The 19,768-nt window shown below is 43.1% G+C and carries 8 protein-coding genes; all 8 read left to right on the forward strand.

All coding sequences use genetic code 11. The features are described from left to right. The first annotated feature begins 20 nt into the window (after positions 1 to 20). The 8 genes from IR083_RS14555 (at position 21) to IR083_RS14590 (ending at position 19,733) form a co-directional block, all read left to right on the forward strand. Positions 21 to 3,140, forward strand: coding sequence for a SusC/RagA family TonB-linked outer membrane protein (locus IR083_RS14555; protein WP_194224863.1), 3,120 nt, complete (start codon positions 21 to 23; stop codon positions 3,138 to 3,140). 93 nt (positions 3,141 to 3,233) lie between these two features. Beyond that, on the forward strand, positions 3,234 to 6,182 hold the full coding sequence (locus tag IR083_RS14560; RefSeq protein ID WP_194224864.1) for a DUF5005 domain-containing protein: 2,949 nt from the start codon (positions 3,234 to 3,236) through the stop codon (positions 6,180 to 6,182). Between the two features lie 36 nt (positions 6,183 to 6,218). Continuing rightward, on the forward strand, positions 6,219 to 7,106 hold the full coding sequence (locus tag IR083_RS14565) for a porin family protein (RefSeq protein ID WP_006799983.1): 888 nt from the start codon (positions 6,219 to 6,221) through the stop codon (positions 7,104 to 7,106). 341 nt (positions 7,107 to 7,447) lie between these two features. Then, positions 7,448 to 7,753, forward strand: coding sequence for a hypothetical protein (locus IR083_RS14570; RefSeq protein ID WP_044216148.1), 306 nt, complete (start codon positions 7,448 to 7,450; stop codon positions 7,751 to 7,753). A 205-nt stretch (positions 7,754 to 7,958) separates the two neighbouring features. After that, positions 7,959 to 10,238, forward strand: coding sequence for a GH92 family glycosyl hydrolase (locus tag IR083_RS14575; RefSeq protein ID WP_194224865.1), 2,280 nt, complete (start codon positions 7,959 to 7,961; stop codon positions 10,236 to 10,238). Between the two features lie 21 nt (positions 10,239 to 10,259). Next, entirely contained in the window at positions 10,260 to 13,202 is a 2,943-nt protein-coding gene (locus IR083_RS14580) for a discoidin domain-containing protein (RefSeq protein ID WP_242052427.1), read from the forward strand. Positions 13,203 to 13,734: 532 nt separating this feature from the next. Beyond that, positions 13,735 to 16,398, forward strand: coding sequence for a family 78 glycoside hydrolase catalytic domain (locus IR083_RS14585; RefSeq protein WP_194224866.1), 2,664 nt, complete (start codon positions 13,735 to 13,737; stop codon positions 16,396 to 16,398). Between the two features lie 608 nt (positions 16,399 to 17,006). Continuing rightward, positions 17,007 to 19,733, forward strand: coding sequence for a family 78 glycoside hydrolase catalytic domain (locus IR083_RS14590; protein WP_194224867.1), 2,727 nt, complete (start codon positions 17,007 to 17,009; stop codon positions 19,731 to 19,733). Positions 19,734 to 19,768 lie beyond the last annotated feature (35 nt).

The following is a 19,768-nucleotide window of genomic DNA, read 5'->3' on the forward strand; positions in this document are numbered from 1 at the left end:
TTCTTTAATAATCGATTGATATGAAAAGACTAACTTTATTATTTATAAGCATACAACTCTTTGCCTTTGCTTTCGGGCAACAACAGTTCCAACTGAAAGGCAAGGTGTCATCAACTGACGGGGAACTTCTCGCCGGAGTGAGCGTCACTATTGATGGAACAACGAATGGCACAATGACAGATTCCGACGGAAACTATACATTAACAGTAAAATCCGGCGATCAGGTAACATTCTCTTTTATCAGTTTCACAAAGCAATCTGTCAAAATAACCAATCAGAAAATTCTGGACATTATACTCCGACCCGATCAGACAGCTTTAGACGAAGTTGTGGTTGTCGGTTATGGTAAAGTAAAAAAAATCACATTGACCGGAGCTGTAAGCGCTATGTCGGCCGAAGATATACGAACAGTTCCCACATCCAGTGTACAAAATGCATTGGCTGGAAAGCTGCCCGGATTCTTTTCTCAACAGCGTTCGGGACAGCCGGGTAAAGACGCTTCCGACTTCTTTATCAGGGGAGTCTCTTCCCTGAACGAGGAGGGCAATCAACCGCTGATCATTGTAGACGATGTGCAATATACATATGACCAGTTGCAACAGATCAATGTGAACGAAATCGAAAGCATTTCGATCCTGAAAGATGCTTCTACTACAGCTATCTATGGTATTAAGGGTGCTAACGGCGTTTTGGTAGTAAAAACCCGCCGTGGCGAAGAAGGCCGCCCCCGTATAAATGTACGGCTCGAAGGTGGTTTGACCATGCCTATCCGTACACCTAAGTTCCTGAATGCTTACGAAGCAGCATCACTCACAAATGAGGCTTTTGTAAATGATGGGTTGGAAAGCAGCAAGCCGTTTAACGATACTGATCTTGAACATTTCAGGCTTGGAGACGACCCTTACGGCCATCCTGATGTAAACTGGTATAAAGAGATTTTTAAAGACGTAGCGAGCCAGCAGAACGCAAATGTGGATATTTCGGGCGGTACCAAAAGGCTGAGATATTTCGTTACGGGCGGATTTTTCTCACAAAACGGTCTGACACGCAATTTCGAAGACCCATACGGCGAAGTGAACACCGATTACTTCTACCGCAGATTTAACTTCCGTTCCAATCTGGATTTCGATGTCACTTCTACCACAAAAGTCCGTCTCGATATGTCGTCCCGTTTTATGAATATCAATGAGCCAAACGGTTTAAATGCGGTAGGAGAGATCTATAATTTCAAGAATATGACTCCGTTTTCAGCTCCATTGAAAAACCCGAACGGAACCTATGCCTATCATAATTACTTCTTTCCCGACAGTAAAGACCCTACTTTGAATGCACGTCTGGCTAATGAAGGTTACAGCCGTACAAGGAGATTCGATTCCAATATACTATTCGACGTATCCCAGAATATGGACTTTGTTACTAAAGGGCTTTCCGGTATGTTACGTGTAGCGTATTCCAGTATAGATGAAAATTCCAGAAGAATGTGGCGTGCCAAGGATATGTATCCTACCTATCACTATACCCCTTCTGAGGATGGAGGTACATATACAATCAACCCTACGGTGAACTCCTATGCTTATGAAAAGTATGTATCGGGCGCCGGTATCAACAAAGCTATCAGGGATTTGAATATACAGACATTCATCAATTACGAACGTACCTTTAACGAAGACCATAATTTCAGTGGAATGTTGTTATACAACAGGCAAAGCCGTACAAGGGACTGGGAAAACGTGCCTTTTTTCAGCCAGCCCGACGTTCCTGCAAAATTTGTCGGATATACAGGCCAAATCAAATATAACTACAAGAACCGGTATCTGTTCGACCTGAACACTGCCTATAATGGTACCGACCGATTTAGCAGAAGCAAGCGTTTCGGCTGGTTCCCCTCTGCCGCAGCAGGATGGAATATTGGAGAAGAACCATTTTTTCAGGAAAAATTCGGCAGCAAGATCGATATGCTGAAAATCAGGGCCTCATATGGTTTGGTGGGATCAGATGCAGCATCGGGCGGCCGTTACCTCTACAAGCAGTATTATGAGCAAGGAGGCGGGTATAGTTTTGGCGAAAATTATAACAATACGATGTCTTCATATAAGGAAGGCTCGTTGGCCGACGAATCGGTTACATGGGAAAAAGCCCGTAAATTCGACGTCGGTATAGATGCCAGCTTGTTAAATAATAAGATATCCTTTACTTTAGACTATTTCTATGATTTCCGCTACGACCAGCTGGTAGAGAGAAGTGACGTATCCCTGGTTTTTGGCCTGGGTTCGGCCCGCAAAAACATAGGAGAAACTTCTAATCAGGGTTTCGACGGGCAAATCGGCTATACTGATAAATTCGGGGATTTTAATTTCAACACCAACCTTGTATTCTCCTATGCAAAGAATAAAGTGAAGTACAAAGCCGAGGCTCAACAAAGATACCCTTGGCTGGCCGAAACCGGCAAACCTATCGGTCAGCCATTCGGTTACACATGGCTTGGATATTACACCCAGCAGGATATAGATGAAATCAACGCAGGCAATCCGAATAAGATTCCCGTACCTTCAGTTCCTGTATCGGCAGGCGACCTGAAATATATGGACCTGAACGGAGACGGCGCCATCGATGACTTCGACAAAAGTGCTATCGGTAAACCTAACCTGCCGACCACCACGCTTGGATTTACGATAGGCGGATCGTATAAAGGTTTTTCTCTGAACCTGTTGTTCCAAGGATCATTCGATTATAGTTTCAGTGTCGTAGGAACGGGCATAGAATCTTTCAAAAGCCAGTTTCAACCTATCCACTTGAAACGCTGGACACAGGAGAGGTATGATAACGGTGAGGTAATCGACTTCCCACGCCTGACAACGAACCCTTCTACCGTAAGCAGCAGCGAAGCATACATGTCGGACTTCTGGCTGGTAAACGCATGGTATATCCGTCTGAAAACGATTGACTTGGGCTATGAGCTTCCTAAGAGTGTATTGCCTAAAGGGATATATAGCACACGCTTCTATATGAATGCTTATAACCTGTTTACTAAAACAAACTATGATAAATATCAGCAGGACCCTGAAATAAAGACAAACTCGGCAGGTGATGCATATATGAACCAGCGGGTGGTAAACTTTGGTGTGCAGATGTCATTCTAAAAAATTACTGTAGCAGGGTTATCTATTGTGTATATGAATGATAACCCTGTACATTTTTGCGATACACATTCATAACCTTAATTTATAATGCATATGAGAAGATTTTATGAGTTTATTAAAGCTTCGCACAGATTATATATATTCGCCCTGTCATTATTTGTTATCAGCTTTATACTATATAGCTGTTTCAGATTGAGATCGCTGAACCATCCCACAACGGCTGAGACTAATAGTTATTTCGACGTGACATTTGTATGCGAACATACCAATCCTACCAAAACAGAAGGAAGGGGGTATTTCGGCGCGCTTTTGCCTAAAGGATGGAGGGCGCAGGATTACACCGAATATACAGTACATTTTCCTAATCCCGATGAAAATATTTATGGGCGCCTCGCTTTCGACCAATATTATACGGACGCTTTAAATGTTGCTTTTCCCGCTCCTGCAGGTTATTATTGGTGGGGTGGCCGTTCGATCGATATACTTGAGCTTTTGCATAGCGACAATAATAAAAGCGATGATTTTACTTTTACGTTCCGCATCTTTACCGATAATCAGACTGGGGATTTTAGCCTTAGATACGTGGTAGGTACTGATGGCAACGGCGAAAACCCGGCCGGTAACGGGAAGTATATCGATGAAACGCGTACAATATCTGTTACACAAGGCAGCGAATATCCGATGCAGAAGACTCCGAACTGGGTACTTTTGCCAAACAGAGGCGAAGATGCCAATGTACAGGTCTATTCCGATAAGGATTACGACGGATTTTTCACCCGCTGGCACGGATGGACAGGCGGAGATATTGGCCGGTCTGAGCCGCTGGGCGACGGGCGGAGTATCTGGGTATGGGGCGACTCCCATACAGGTACTGTGCTTTCCGGCCGTACCAGAGTGGGAACAGGAGATAACCAATTCGAACGCAACTTCGTCATGATGCAGGACGGTGAGGACTTTAGCGCTTTCAGGCTGTTGAATGAAGGTTCGCCGGGTGGCAATCCTCCGGTAAAGGAGGTACTGATACCTACCGATGATAATGGAAATCCTTTGAACAAGAATAGTGTATGGTACTGGCCTGCGGGAAGTTCGGTTTATTATCGCAATGGAGTTCCCGAACTTCAGATGATCCTCAGCCGTGTGCAAAACGATGGCTCAGGAGGGATGTGGGGTATGAACGGCGTGTCGGCGGATGTGGCTGTATTCTCCCTGCCCGATCTAAAGTTGAAGGAGATAAAAAAATATAAGCATATGACCCGGAGCCTCGCAAAAGGTGATAGCAAATTCGGGCTGGATTTCGGAGGATACGTATTTAAAGATGATGACGGAACTGTGTATATATACGGTTATGCTGATATTGAAGGTATCTGTACACGGTACGGCCTTGTAGCCCGTGTTACTAATGGAGACCTTACGGGTAACTGGGAATTTTATAATGCCAGAACAAAAGAATGGTCTACCGACACATCATGGCAGAATGATCTTGCCAATTGGGAAGGAGCGACTATAGTGCAGGACCCTGTGTTTGTATTTAAAGATGCCGGGAAATATTATGGAATTGCCCAGCCGGGAAAATGCTTTAGCGATGAAATCATACTTTATGAAGCTGAAACTCCCTACGGGCCATTCACGAATAGGAGAACAATAGCGAAATTACCGGCCGAAATAAGCACGGAGAACTCATTTTTCTGTTCATTATTAGCCGTTCATCCGCAATATTCCAAAAACGGAGAAATATTCTTTTCTGTTTCCAAAAACTTTCAGGACGACAAGCCATGGTATGCGACCGGAAATGCTGACACATATCTGCCGTACTTCTTCCGGGTGAAAGACTGGCGCGACAACCTGAGCATTGCGAATCAGGATGCTACCGACAATAAGGGCATTCTTACTGCCCAATACGAAAACGACACGGAATATGCGACTGATAATGATGCCGCGACGATCTACTCGGTCAGCGCAGGAAAAGCATGGGTTGAATACGAATCTCCATCTCCGGTTAATTTAAGGCGCTATACGATTACTTCTGCGCCGGATTCTCCCGGCAAAGACCCTCTGCACTGGAAGCTATTGGGTTCGAATGACGGAACATCATGGACTGTACTCGACGAGCGTTATTACGCCGAGTTTGAGCACCGTTCGCAGACTGTGAACTACAATGTGCCTATCGATGGTAATTATACTCATTTCCGCCTCGATGTTCTGGCATCGAAGGAGGGAGGGGAATTACAAATAGCCGAATGGCAGCTTCTGGGGAAATTCAAATATGAGACCGGCTCTGTCGCCGAATTGGAAAGCGTGAGCGTAGATGGTAAGCCTGTGGCTGTACAGGATGTTATGACTATAGATTTGCCGGCTTCAAGCGGAAATAATTTTACGGTGAATCTGGTAACGGTTGACAAAGGGACTATAAACGGTAACGCCGGTGAATATACATTTTCTGCCGGACTGGACAGGCCTGACATCAAGAAATATAATATAAAAGTTATATCGGAAGACGGAAAAGCCGAAAAAGAATATATATTAATCTTCAACAAGCGTTTTGCCTTTAACGACCTTATTAAGGTGAAATGGAATAATACCCTTATGTTGTATCTTAACAAATTGAAAGATTACGATATAACGGGTTACCAGTGGTGCCTCGACGAAAGCCCGATTGCCGGTGCAACAGGAACCAGCTACGTGGCCGGTTCGAAGAAGAACGACCTGCTGAGCCAGACATCTGCCTATCACATTGTATTGAAAACCCCTGATGGAGATTTACGCTCCGAAGCTGAACGGATAACACTGAAAAGCATGGATATACTTACTCATCCGAACCCTGTAAAATCGGGTGAACAAGTAACTGTGGATGCGGATATTGACGAAGATTTACTCCAAAATGCAACGATTGAGGTCTACAACATTTATGGCAACAAACTCAATGCTGTTAAAGCCCAGGGGCGTTCCACTATGGTAAGTATGCCGTTCACATCGGGTATATATATGATCCGGTTCAAAGCAAAAAATGATTTTGAAAAAACACTGAAGGTTGTTGTTAAATAGAAATGCTTTAGTTAAATATATAGTAATGAAACAATTATGAGAAAAACGAAAATAAAAGTCTTTATCGCTATTTTCATTTTATTCGCTTCGGCTACTCTTGTTTCGGCTCAGCAAAAGAAGTCTGAACTTTCGGTATCTGTAGCGGGAGGATTGTCGACGTTGGATTATGAAGCCGCTTTTGGCAACCATAAGAATGGTGCCGGAGGTAACTTTGGGATAGGCTATACCTATTTCATTTCCGAAAATTTCGGCTTGAACACAGGAGCAGAATTCTCCCTATATCAGGCGGAGTTGACTAAAGATAAGTTTAATAATGTGTCCCGGTCTCTGGTGGACGCGTCGGATGGAGAATTGTATGATTTTTATTCCTCGGTGAAGGATTATAAGGAGAAACAAAATGTGGCATATCTGAATATTCCGCTCATGGTGCAGTTCCAGTCCGGGGAAAAGAATAAGCTGTATGCGCAGGCAGGGGTTAAATTGGGTATTCCCGTGAAAGGTAAATACAAATCTTCGGCTTCTGAAATGGTAAATAAAGGATTCTTTCATGATACTGAAAACTGGGGTGAAAGTCAGGAATTTATGGGATTCGGAACATTTTCAGGCTATTCGGGTAATGAAGATATCAGTCTTAAAGTAGTTTGCTTTTTCAGTGCCGATCTTGGTATGAAGTGGGCTTTGTCGGATAAGTTGTTTCTGTATACGGGCGCATATCTCGATTATGGATTGAATGATATTGTAAAAGACAGCCGCAATCAGAACTTTATCAAGTTCGGGAATACAACCGAAGGATTGGTTCCGCTAAATAACAGCGTCCTTAATTCATCGATCGGGTATAGCAGTAATACACTAACCCAAACGTTGAGTGACAGGGTAATACCTGTAAGTATCGGGTTTAAGGCCAGACTGGCTCTGGGTTTATAGTTGTTATTATCCACAAAGTCCGGGTATGAGGATGTTTTATATCCGGATTTTGCGGATTCGAAGAAGTCAAAAAAATGAATCGTAAAAAATGAATAAAAAAGTAGGTCAATAATTGCCGGAGGATAAACTTTAGTGCTGCACACATAAATAATGTATAATATAATTAGGAGAATGTGCTTATATCTTAAAATTAAGAAATTATGAAAAAGAAAATTTTATTATTAGCATTTTTTGCATGTGTGTTAATATCTGTTTCTGCTACAGCACAAACAACCTATCGGTTAGTTATTAACAATGAACTGAATATTTCCTGTCAATTTGAGGTTTATGCAAGACTTAAAATGAGTAGTAGTACCCCGGCCATCGATGCCAACACCTATGATCTAACAGGAGTCAATGAGCCGACTGTGTCTGCATGGTCTTCCGTATCAGGGCAATTAAACTGTTATTCGTTAGAAGGTATTGTAGTTCGCCTTAAACCGGCAATATTTAGTAATTGGTATGGTGATTTTACCGGAGTATCTATGGGTTCATTCGGATCTCATACCATAGACACCGGAATATGGACACAGGGGAGTTCTCAATTGAGTTTTACCTGCCGTATGTCCTATAGCAATAATACCGTTAATGTAACAATTGGGCATTGATGCAGCTTCGCTGATTTCAATGATTTACAACACGTTCTCAATATAACTTTTTTATTCGATTTATAATCATTTAAGTGTATTCTTCTAATTATATTATACATTATTTACAGGAGTTTTGCTTATAGATGTTTTCAAATCCCAATAGTATAAACTGTACTTACAGATAATAAAATGATAATAGTTTGAAATAATAATATATATAATAATGACAGTACGAATAGCCATATTTACGGCCATAGCATTATTGCTGGCAACGTTTACCCAAGCCCAGATAAAAGATTTGGTGCAATATGTAAATACGCTTCAGGGAACCGATTCCAATTTCGGGCTTAGTTACGGTAATACATATCCTACAACAGCTATGCCTTTCGGGATGCACACATGGGCAGCTCAGACAAACAGGAATGGAGAAGGGTTCAAATATATGTATGCCGATAATAAAATCCGGGGATTCCAGCAGGCTCATCAATGTAGTCCGTGGGTGAGTGACTATGCTGTTTATTCCTTCATGCCGATGATCGGAGAGTTGGTTGTAAATCAGGACAAGAGAGCTGCTAAGTTCAGCCACGATAACGAAACCGGCAAACCGCATTATTATAAAGTTACATTCGACAATGGTATTACTACCGAAATGGCACCTACAACGCGCGGAGTACATATCCGCTTCTCGTTTCCTAATAACGGGGATGCTTATCTCGTACTCGATGGATATACCAATATGAGTGAAGTAGAAATAAATCCGCAGAAAAGACAGATCAAAGGCTGGGTAAATAACCAGCGTTTTGTAAATCATCCGGAAAACTTCCGTAATTATTTTATAATACAATTCGATAAGCCTTTTGAGGCATATGGTACATGGGAGAATGAGAAAGACGGAATTTTTCCTGACGAATTGCATCGCGACGGCAAAGGCGCGGGTGCGTACATTAAATTCAAAAAAGGGTCTACGGTACAGCTAAAAGCTGCTTCATCTTATATAAGCCCCGAACAGGCATTGCTCACATTAAACAGGGAATTAGGCAACGATAAGAACCTGGAAGCGACAAAGGCCAGAGGAGCAGAAACATGGAACAAATTACTGAACAGGGTAATTGTAGAAGGAGGAACGGATGAGCAAATAAGAACTTTCTATTCGTGCCTGTTCCGTGCGAATCTTTTCTCTCGTAAGTTTTACGAACGCAACGAGAATAACGAACCCTATTATTATAGTCCTTACGACGGAAAGATTTATAGCGGTTATATGTACACCGATAACGGATTCTGGGATACATTCCGTACACAATTCCCACTAACTAACATTCTCCACCCTACTATGCAGGGACAATATATGAATGCCTTACTCGATGCGCACGACCAGTGCGGCTGGCTGCCTTCATGGTCGCAACCCGGCGAAACAGGCGGTATGATCGGCAACCATGCGATCTCGCTTCTTGCCGATGCATGGGCAAAAGGTATCCGCACATTCGATCCCGGACGGGCTTTGAAAGCCTATGCGCATGAAGCGATGAACAAAGGCCCGTGGGGCGGCGCTAACGGACGTATTTTCTGGAAAGAATATTTCCAGCTGGGTTATGTCCCATATCCGGAATCGTCCGGCTCTACTGCACAGACACTAGAATATGCTTATGATGACTGGTGTGGCTATGAACTGGCAAGAATGACAGGAAACCGTTTCTATATGGATGTTTTTGAAAGACAGGTATATAATTACCGCAATGTATTTGACCCGACCGTAGGATTCATGAGAGGAAAAGATAAAGACGGTAAATGGCAGGAACCATTCGATCCGTTTGTCTGGGGAGGTCCTTATTGTGAAGGCAACGCCTGGCATTATACTTGGTCTGTTTTCCATGATGTACAAGGCCTGATCGATATGTTTGGAGGTCCCGATAAAATGACGGCGAAGATGGACTCCGTATTCACCGTGCCTAATATTATCAAACCCGGCACTTATGGCGGTGTAATCCACGAAATGAGAGAGATGGAACTGGCCGGCATGGGACAATATGCACAGGGCAACCAGCCTATCCAACACATGATTTATATGTATTCGTATGCGGGGCAACCATGGAAAACCCAATACCGGGCACGCCGGATAATGGATGATCTGTATAATCATACCGAGAGAGGCTATCCGGGCGACGAAGATCAGGGAGGTATGGCATCTTGGTATGTACTCAGCGCTTTGGGAATTTATGCCGTTTGCCCTGGAACGAATGAATATATATTGGGTAGTCCGTTATTCAAAAAGGCGACTATTACGATGGAAGACGGTAAGAAATTTACAATCGAGGCAAGCAACAACAATAAAGACAATGTATATGTACAGTCTGCGACACTGAATGGCAGCCCGTGGAATAAGAACTATATCACTTACAAAGACATCGTAAACGGAGGAATAATCAAATATGAGATGGGTAGTCAGCCGAACAAAAGCAGGGGTACAGGTAAAGATGCAGCACCATTCTCTCTTTCAAAAAAATAAAAACAGATACGACTTGAAGTTATGAGTAAAAAGATATTGATATTGACTTGTATGCTGGCTGTTTGGGCTATTCATTATGCAAATGCCCAAAACACTAAAATTTCACTGAACAGCGATGCCGGTAATATACACTGGAAGGTCAGAGCGCAGGATGAAGTAGGCGGGAATGGCCGGCAAATAATGTCCTCCGGATATAATATGTCCGATTGGATAGCGGCAGTAGTTCCGGGTACCGTTTTCGGATCGTATGTAGAAACCGGACTTGAAGAAGACCCGAACTTTGGAGATAATGCCTATAAAGTAGATAGATCGAAATATGATAAGAATTTCTGGTATCGCGGCGAATTTAATACACCTGCTTTATCAGACGGAGAATTACTCTGGCTCAACTTTGAAGGAATAAACAGAAAAGGTGAAATTTACCTTAACGGAAACAGGCTGGGACTTCTCGATGGTTTTATGGATAGGGGCAAATTCGACATCACCGGACTGGTAAACAAAAACGGCAGGAATGTATTAGTGGTATTGGCGTATTGGGTAGGGCTTCCCGTCCCTAACCATGCAAGCCCGACTTACATTTCCAGCGCCAGCTGGGACTGGATGCCTTATGTCCCGGGCTTGTTGAGTGGTATAACCGATGATGTGTATCTCAGCACTTCACGGGAAGTATCTATGGTCGATCCGTGGATAAGGACAAAAGTACCAAACAAGGATAAAGGCTTAATCGAATTACAAGTAGAACTGAGAAATAACACCCCAACAGAACAAACGGGCGTACTGAAGGGAATTATCCGGCCCGGAAATATCGAATTTTCCAAAGAAATAAAAATCGGCGGAGGCATACAGAAACCTTTCAGAATAGAACCGAAAGACTTTAAACAACTGGAAATAGATAATCCAAAACTGTGGTGGCCTAATGGCTACGGCGACCCTAATCTGTATACATGCGATCTCACTTATACAGTGAATGGCAAAATATCCGATTCTAAAAAAATCACATTCGGGATAAAAGAGTACAGCTACGAAAGAGTGGATGATGTATTCCGTATCAAAGTAAACGGAGTACCTGTTTACGCCAAAGGCGGTAACTGGGGCATGAGCGAATATATGCTTCGTTGCCGCGGTGAGGAATATGACCTGAAAGTAAGGTTGCATAAAGAGATGAACTATAACATTATCCGTAACTGGATAGGTTCCACAACTGATGATGAATTTTACGACGCCTGCGATAAATACGGTATTATGGTATGGGACGACTTCTGGTTGAATTCCCATAAGAACCTGCCGGACGATGTGCAGGCATTCAATAACAATGCAATAGAAAAGATCAAGCGTTTGCGTAACCATCCCTGTATAGCTGTATGGTGCGGAGAGAACGAAGGCTATCCGCTTGCTCCGCTCAATGACTGGCTGAGGGGCAATGTGGAACATTTCGATGCCGGCGACCGTTGGTATCAGGACATTTCCAATAATGACGGCCTGTCGGGTAGCGGCCCCTGGGGAAATTTCCATCCGAACTGGTATTTTTCAAAGTATCCGATGATGTACGGTTTCAAAGGCAAGCCGGGTTGGGGATTCCGTACTGAAATAGGCACTGCCGTATTCACTACGTTTGAGAGCTTCCGAAAATTCATGCCGAAAGAATCATGGTGGCCTCGCAACGATATGTGGGATAAGCACTTCTTCGGCCCGCAGGCGGCAAACGCCTCCCCCGACAAATATGTTGGCATGATCACTGAAAATTATGGCAAACCTGAAGGAATCGAAGATTTCTGCCGTAAAGCGCAGCTTCTGAATATAGAGTCTAACAAAGCCATGTATGAAGGATGGCAGCATCATATGTGGAATGACGCCAGCGGGATAATGACGTGGATGAGTCAGTCCGCATACCCGTCATTTGTCTGGCAAACCTACGATTATTATTATGACCTGACCGGAGCATACTGGGGAGTAAAGAAGGCTTGCGAACATGTTCACATCCAGTGGAGCTATGCAGATAATTCAGTAAAAGTAATCAATACTACACTCAACGATGTTAAAGGCCTGACCGCTAAAGCGACAGTTTATAATCTCAACGGAAAAGAAATGAAGAAATATGAACAGCGCGTTGATGCAGATGCAAAGGCCAATAGCATTACTGATCTGTTTTTTATGAACTTCGTCACCGATAATATCGCCTATCAGAAAAAGGTGATGGCCTCTTCCCGATCTATCGATGCAGAAGAAGCCGGGGCAGTAACAGACGGCAGCGATGGAAGCCGTTGGGTCAGCAATTACAACGATAATGAATGGATATACGTAGATTTGGGCGAACGGCAGGAAATTGGCAATATAACCCTTAAATGGGAAGACGCGCATGCCCAGGCGTATAAGTTGCAGGTTTCCGATGATGCAGTAGAGTGGAAAGATGTGTATCAAAACAATAATTCCAAAGGCAAGAACGAAGAGATAAAGATCAAACCCGTTATGGCACGATATGTAAAGATGCTGGGACTGAAACGGGCCACAGAATGGGGCTATTCATTATATGAATTTGAGGTTTACGGACGGAATAAGGCTAAGCCCGATTTAACTCCCGTTCATTTCCTGCGCTTCGAACTGACTGATAACGACGGCAATATTGTATCCGATAATTTCTACTGGCGGTCTACTGTTTTGGGAGACTACACAGCTTTAAACAAGATGGGGAAGGCTAAACTCAGCACGACTTCGAAAATAGAAACGCGCGACAATAAGAAGTTTATAAGAGCAACGGTTAAGAACATAGGTTCATCCGTCGCATTCGCCGTGCATGTACAGTCATATAGGATATCCGACGGAGAACGTATTCTTCCGGCTATTATGAATGATAACTATTTTACCCTGATGCAGGGGGAAAGTAAAGAACTGGAAATAGAATTCGATGCGTCTGTTCTACCGGATAACAACTATAAACTGGAGGTAGTGCCTTATAATAATAAATGAGGAACAGCGTGTTGAGTATCCTAACCAGCGTTATTTTTATTTACATTCAGGACAAACCCCGAAATTTAATCTTTTAAAAAAAAGTTTATCTATATATTTGGCTGGTAACCTTTAACTGTTGGCAGATAGCTCTTTGAAAAATAATTAGCAGATTTGAAACATCGTTCAGCGGAGCGAAGTATAGTTAAAATTAGCATATTAGCAAATGAGTGATAAGTGTAACCTTTGTTACCTTTTAACAAGAATAAGTTTTAAGTAATGAGTATAAAGTTGAAAGAACTGTATTTCTTTTTACCCTAAAGTCACTTGTGCGATAGCCTGAGCCAACGGCTAAAAGCTATCAGTTAATGGCTGAAATATGTGTTACCTTTGTTACTTTTTAACCAAACATAGTTAACGAATACAAAAACAACAAATAAAATATAGTAAAAGAAGTGTCAGATATGTCAGATTTTAACACTACATAGTTAATAAATACAAATAAGTCTATTATCGCACACTATATTATAACCCTTAAAAAACAAGAAGAATTATGCAAAAGAAAAAATGTTTAATTTTCACAATCATATCTTTCCTGTTTATTGCAATCAGCTGTAGTCTGAATGCCTCTATAACAGTATATGACCTGAAGTGTGAAAACCTTACCAACCCTAATGCGATAGACAATACATCGCCGCATTTGAGTTGGAAAATAAAATATACCAAAGGAGCTATGCAACAACAGTATTACGAAATACAGGTTGCCTCCGACAGTATGTCTTTGCTCGGCAACAAGGCTGACTTATGGAACTCCGGCAAACAAAAATCAGCCGCTTCCGTAATGGTCCCGTACAAAGGTAAAGGATTGGCCTCGCGTTCGCTGTGCTACTGGCGGGTTCGTGTATGGAACAGCAAGAATGAAGTTTCGGGATGGAGCGAAATCAACAGATTCGGAGTAGGTATAATCGATAAGGAAGATGCGCAGGGCAGTTATATCGGCTTATCCCCGGCAGCGGGAAATATACAAAGCCCGATACTAAGAAAGAGTTTCAATGTAACTGGTATTAACACATCATTTTTGCATGTCAATGCATTGGGATACTGCGAAGTATATATCAATGGCCGGAAGGTAAGCGATGATGTACTCTCTCCTGCGGTATCACAGTTGAATAAAAGATCCTTGATCGTTACATACGATGTAACCCCCTACCTGAAAGAAGGCAAAAACGATCTGGTCTTGTGGCTTGCCAAAGGATGGTACCGTAAGAATACATTCGATGCCGTATATGACGGGCCTTTGGTGAAGGCTCAGTTGGACATAAAAGAAAGCAACGGATGGAATACCCTTGTTGCTACCGACAGTTCATGGAAAGGCAGGCACGGAGGATATATAGAGACAGGCATATGGCAGGCGCTCCGGTTTGCAGGTGAAAAACTGGACGGAAGAGTACTTCCTAAAGATTTGAACCCCACTACTCTCGATCAAATGAGCTGGTATCCGGTTGCGGAAATCGGTGTTCCGGAACATAAAGCCACTCCCGTAATGACGGAGCCTGACAAAATACAGGAAACCTTAATGCCTCAGAATATCACACAACTTGGCGACAGCACATGGCTCGTGGATATGGGTAAAGTGCTGAACGGCTGGTTTAAGATCCGCCTGCCTCAGCTGAACGAAGGCCAGGAGGTTTTGATGGAATATACCGATTTTATGAAGGAAGATAAATTCGATGATCAGGGACAAAGCGATATTTATGTCGGGGTAGGTAACGGCACGGATGTATTTTGCAATAAATTCCATAGTCATGCTTTCCGTTATATCCGGATATCCAATCTGGCTGCCAAACCAAATAAGGAAGATATAAAAGCATATCTCATCCATACCGATTACCATCAGGCATCGACATTCGAATGTTCTGATCCTGAACTAAATGCCATACACAACATGATTCAATATACCATGAAATGCCTGGCGTACAGCGGATATATGGTAGATTGTCCTCATCTCGAACGTGCCGGATACGGAGGCGACGGAAATTCTTCGACGGAAAGCCTCCAGACCATGTATAATGTTGCTCCCTTGTTTACCAACTGGATGCAGGCATGGGACGATTCGATGCGTGAAGGCGGCAGCCTGCCTCATGTCGCCCCCAACCCGGGAGCAGGCGGTGGTGGCCCGTACTGGTGTGGCTTCATCATTATGGCTCCATGGCAGACGTATCTGAATTATAACGATCCAAGATTGATAGAGAAGCATTACCCGGCCATGAAGGAGTGGCTCGGCTATGTGGAAAAATACACCGTGGACGGATTGCTGAAACGATGGCCCGATACTCCGTATCGTGACTGGTTTCTGGGAGACTGGCTGGCACCGATAGGCGTAGACTCGGGCAATGAGCTGTCTATAAATCTGGTTAATAATTGCTTTGTAAGCGATTGCTTTTCCAAAATGGAAAAGATCGCGGGAATACTGGGTAAGCCCGATGAAGCAAAAGAATTTGCCTCACGCAGGGATAAGCTCAACCAGTTGTTGCAGAAGACGTATTACAATAAAGATGAAAAGATGTATTCGACAGGTTCACAACTGGATATGTCTTATCCTATGCTGGTCGGGGTCACCCCTCCTACCCTATACGACGAGGTTAAGGAGCGGCTGCTCTCCCTGACAGCCGAACGGCACAACAACCATATAGCTGTGGGACTGGTCGGAGTACCTATCCTTACCAAATGGGCAATCGAGAATAAAGCCGCCGATTTTATGTACACTATGCTGAAGAAACACGATTATCCGGGTTATTTACATATGATAGACAATGGAGCGACTACAACCTGGGAATATTGGAGCGGTGAACGCAGCAGGGTGCATAACTGCTACAATGGTATAGGAATGTGGTTCTATCAGGCTGTGGGAGGTATTCGTACCGATGAAGAAAAACCCGGCTATCAGCATGTGATAATAGAACCGCAAATCCCTGAAGGGGTATCATGGGCAAAGACGACGAAAGAATCGCCTTACGGTACTATTTCGGTAGACTGGAAACTGACAGACGGTAAACTGACTATCAATGCCGTATTACCAGTAGGTAGCACAGGCTCTGTTATTCTGCCCCGGAATGCGACGAGCTGCAAACTGAACGGAAAGGCGGTTAAGGCCAAAAATAACAGTGTCGCAATTAATAACGGATCTTATTCTCTCGAAATCTTATTGGGTAATTAGTAACGAGTTGCAGGCTGGCGGGAACATAAATTTTGCAAAGTGACTGAAAGCTTGTGGCTGTCCGAAGGGCAAAGCAGCTTGCAGGAAATATTAAGGATGCCGTATAATCAACATCCTTAATCTTTATCTAACAAATTAAAGACATGATTTTCAATGGAACTGTTTTGAAAATAATTGTTTGATTTTTGGAAAATGCTTTATCTATATAGTAGCTGTTAGCCCATAGCTGTTAGCTTATAGCTCTTTGAAAGAATAATTAGCAGACTTGAAACATCGTTCAACGGAACGAAGTGTGGTTAAAATTAGCATATTAGCAAATGAGTGATAAGTGTAACCTTTGTTACCTTTTAACAAGTAATGGGGTTTAGGTAGTAAGTCATTAGTCTCCTAATTAATAAAAGCTAATTGGCTCTGCTGACCGTTAGTTCTTAATTTTTCATTCTTAATTATTAATTGCTTTCCGTGTTACCTTTGTTACCTTTTGGTGAAACTGTAGGAGCGAAAGATGTTTCGCCCCTACAAACGCCATTAAAAAAAACTGTTATTTTTGTCACCTTTTTTGAGTTGGATGTTGATAATTAAAAACAAACTTTAAATATATTTTATCCATGAAAAAAAATCAGAAAAATATTCTTATCATACTTTTTGTAGTCATTTTTACCGCCTGCGAAAAGAAAGATATTTTTGTTGAAAACCTATTATGTGACTACATGGAAGAACCTTTGTCCATAGAGAGTGTTACCCCTCTCCTCAAGTGGCAACTCTCGTCAGATAAAAGGGCTAAGAGTCAGTCAGCATACCGCATTCTGGTTTCAAGCGATATTTCTTTACTGGAAAAAGATCAGAGTGACTATTGGGATTCGGGGAAGGTAGAATCGTCCGGGTCGATCATCAGATATAAAGGAATACCTCTGAATTCGAAGGCGCAAGCGTACTGGAAGGTAATGGTATGGAACGAAACCGGTATACCTTCCGGTTGGAGCGATATAGCCACCTGGACTATGGGGCTGCTTCAGCCCTCCGATTGGAAGGCCAAATGGATAGGACAAAGAGTGGATCAGTTTGCTGACTCCACACAGATTTTTCCGGCACCTTATCTCCGGAAAGAGTTTGCCGTCGCCAAAGCCGTAAAAAAAGCAATCGCTTATATCAGTGGCCTGGGTTTTTACGAAATGTATATTAATGGAGAGAAAATAGGAGATCAGGTATTGTCCCCTGCCGTTACCAATTATGACCGACGTTCACTCAAAAACCTTTTGTATCATTACGACGACCAATCCACCCAACGTGTGTTTTATAATACATTCGATGTTACTAAAAACTTAAAAACAGAGAACAACGCCATAGGAGTAATACTGGGTAATGGCTGGTACAACCAGCGCGACCGGATTGTCGAAGGATATATGTGGTATGATGTGCCCAAAATGATACTGCAACTGGAGATAGAATATAAGGATGGAACCCGGGAAACGATCGTTTCGGACAAATCGTGGAGAGTAACAACCGGTCCATTGGTACACGATGCCATATTTACGGGGGAAGTATATGATGCCCGTCTGGATCTGGGGGCGTGGAATCGCGAAGCATATGAAGACAAGACATGGCAGCCGGCACTCGAAGTTCGCCCTCCGAGCGGCAAATTAATGGCGCAAACCGTACCTTTCACAAAGGTAATGCGCACGGTAGACGCTACGTTTAAAAATTCCGGTGACAGTATTTATACATTCACTCTCCCGGAAACTATTTCGGGATGGTGTAGCATCAATGTTAAAGGAAATAAAGGAGATACCTTGAAACTTCGGTTCATTACCGAGGAGGGTTACGATTACGGGCAAACAGATACCTATATACTGAGAGGAGGAAATAGTGAGACCTGGGAGCCGAAATTCACATGGCATACTTTCAGAAAGATAGAGATAGCAGCGAAAGACATCTCTGTATCGGAACGCAGCGTAACAGTCAAATCTATTTATACAGATGTCGACAATACAGGCAGCTTCGAGTGCTCGAATGAACTCTTCAATCGCATACACAGAGCCTGGGTCCGCACTATGCATGCAAACTTTAAAGGGATTATAAGCAGCGATCCGCACAGAGAAAGGCTGGCGTATACAGGCGACGGACAGGTAATATCGGAGAGCCTGCTATATTCGTTCGATATGACCCGTTTTCTCAGCAAATTCATTGACGATATGGATGACGCCCGAAATAAAAATACCGGCTATGTACCGCATACCGCGCCATTCAGCGGCGGTGGCGGTGGTCCCGCATGGGGATCGGCTTATGTGATAATACCATGGGCTTATTTTTGCCATTACGGGGATATTTCTATATTGCAAAAACATTATAGTGGAATGAAGCAATGGGTAGGATATCTGCAAACAAGAACGGACGAAAGAGGGCTTGTGGTAAGGGAAGAACCCATGGGATGGTGTCTGGGCGATTGGTGTACACCTTACAACAGGATAGAAATCCCCACAGAATTTGTTAATACGGCTTTCTTCTATCGTACAGCCTGTATAATGGCCAATGTAGCAAAAGTATTGGGCAAGAGTGATGATGAAGCAGCCTTTGCCTCTCTGGCGGAAACTATAAAGAGCAATTTCAATAAAGCTTTTTATGATCCGTCAACCAGTCATTATTGGAAAGGAAAGCAAGGAGCCGACGCTTATGCTCTTGCATTCGGGCTGGTGCCCGAAGATAAACAGGATAATGTTTTGGCTGCCATGCTAAAACATCTGGAAAGTATCAACTATCATTTCGACACGGGAATATTCGGCACACCTCTCACATTGAAAGCGTTAACCGAGAACGGAAGAGAGGATACCGCGTATAAGCTGATGAATCAAAAAGACTTTACAGGATATGGCTATCTGATGGACGACAAGAACAGCACTCTTTGGGAAACATGGGATGGGGGCGGTGACGACCCCAATGGAAGCGGACATTGCCATCCGATGTTTGGCAGTGTGGTCGCATGGTTTTACAACTCGCTTGCCGGAATAAAACCCGATAAATTAAATCCGGGAATGAAGCATTTTTATATAGAGCCTAAACCGGTTCAGGATTTACGGTATTGCAAAGCATCCTACAATAGTTTGTACGGAAAAATCATCTCGGATTGGAGTGTCGATAAAGAAGAGAACTTCTGCCTCAAGGTGCTTATTCCTGTGAATACGACAGCTACAATACGCTTTCCGCGATGGGGGAAAAATATTGTTTTCGAATCGGGAATTCCCCTCGAGGAAGTAAGTGGGATTACGGTAGATAAGAAGAATCCGAATCAAATAACTGTTCCATCCGGATCTTATTATTTTATTGTTTCAAAATATTGAGACGGAACTTGACTAAAGGGTGATTTATACCGGTT

This window comes from Dysgonomonas sp. GY75, assembly GCF_015234155.1.
In the GTDB taxonomy this organism is placed as follows: Bacteria; Bacteroidota; Bacteroidia; order Bacteroidales; family Dysgonomonadaceae; genus Dysgonomonas; species Dysgonomonas gadei.

Excerpts from the sequence above, each read along its gene's own strand:
- IR083_RS14555 (WP_194224863.1), top strand. The coding sequence starts at position 21 with ATGAAAAGACTAACTTTATTATTTATAAGCATACAACTCTTTGCCTTT.
- IR083_RS14560 (WP_194224864.1), top strand. The coding sequence starts at position 3,234 with ATGAGAAGATTTTATGAGTTTATTAAAGCTTCGCACAGATTATATATA.
- IR083_RS14565 (WP_006799983.1), top strand. The coding sequence starts at position 6,219 with ATGAGAAAAACGAAAATAAAAGTCTTTATCGCTATTTTCATTTTATTC.
- IR083_RS14570 (WP_044216148.1), top strand. The coding sequence starts at position 7,448 with ATGAGTAGTAGTACCCCGGCCATCGATGCCAACACCTATGATCTAACA.
- IR083_RS14575 (WP_194224865.1), top strand. The coding sequence starts at position 7,959 with ATGACAGTACGAATAGCCATATTTACGGCCATAGCATTATTGCTGGCA.
- IR083_RS14580 (WP_242052427.1), top strand. The coding sequence starts at position 10,260 with ATGAGTAAAAAGATATTGATATTGACTTGTATGCTGGCTGTTTGGGCT.
- IR083_RS14585 (WP_194224866.1), top strand. The coding sequence starts at position 13,735 with ATGCAAAAGAAAAAATGTTTAATTTTCACAATCATATCTTTCCTGTTT.
- IR083_RS14590 (WP_194224867.1), top strand. The coding sequence starts at position 17,007 with ATGAAAAAAAATCAGAAAAATATTCTTATCATACTTTTTGTAGTCATT.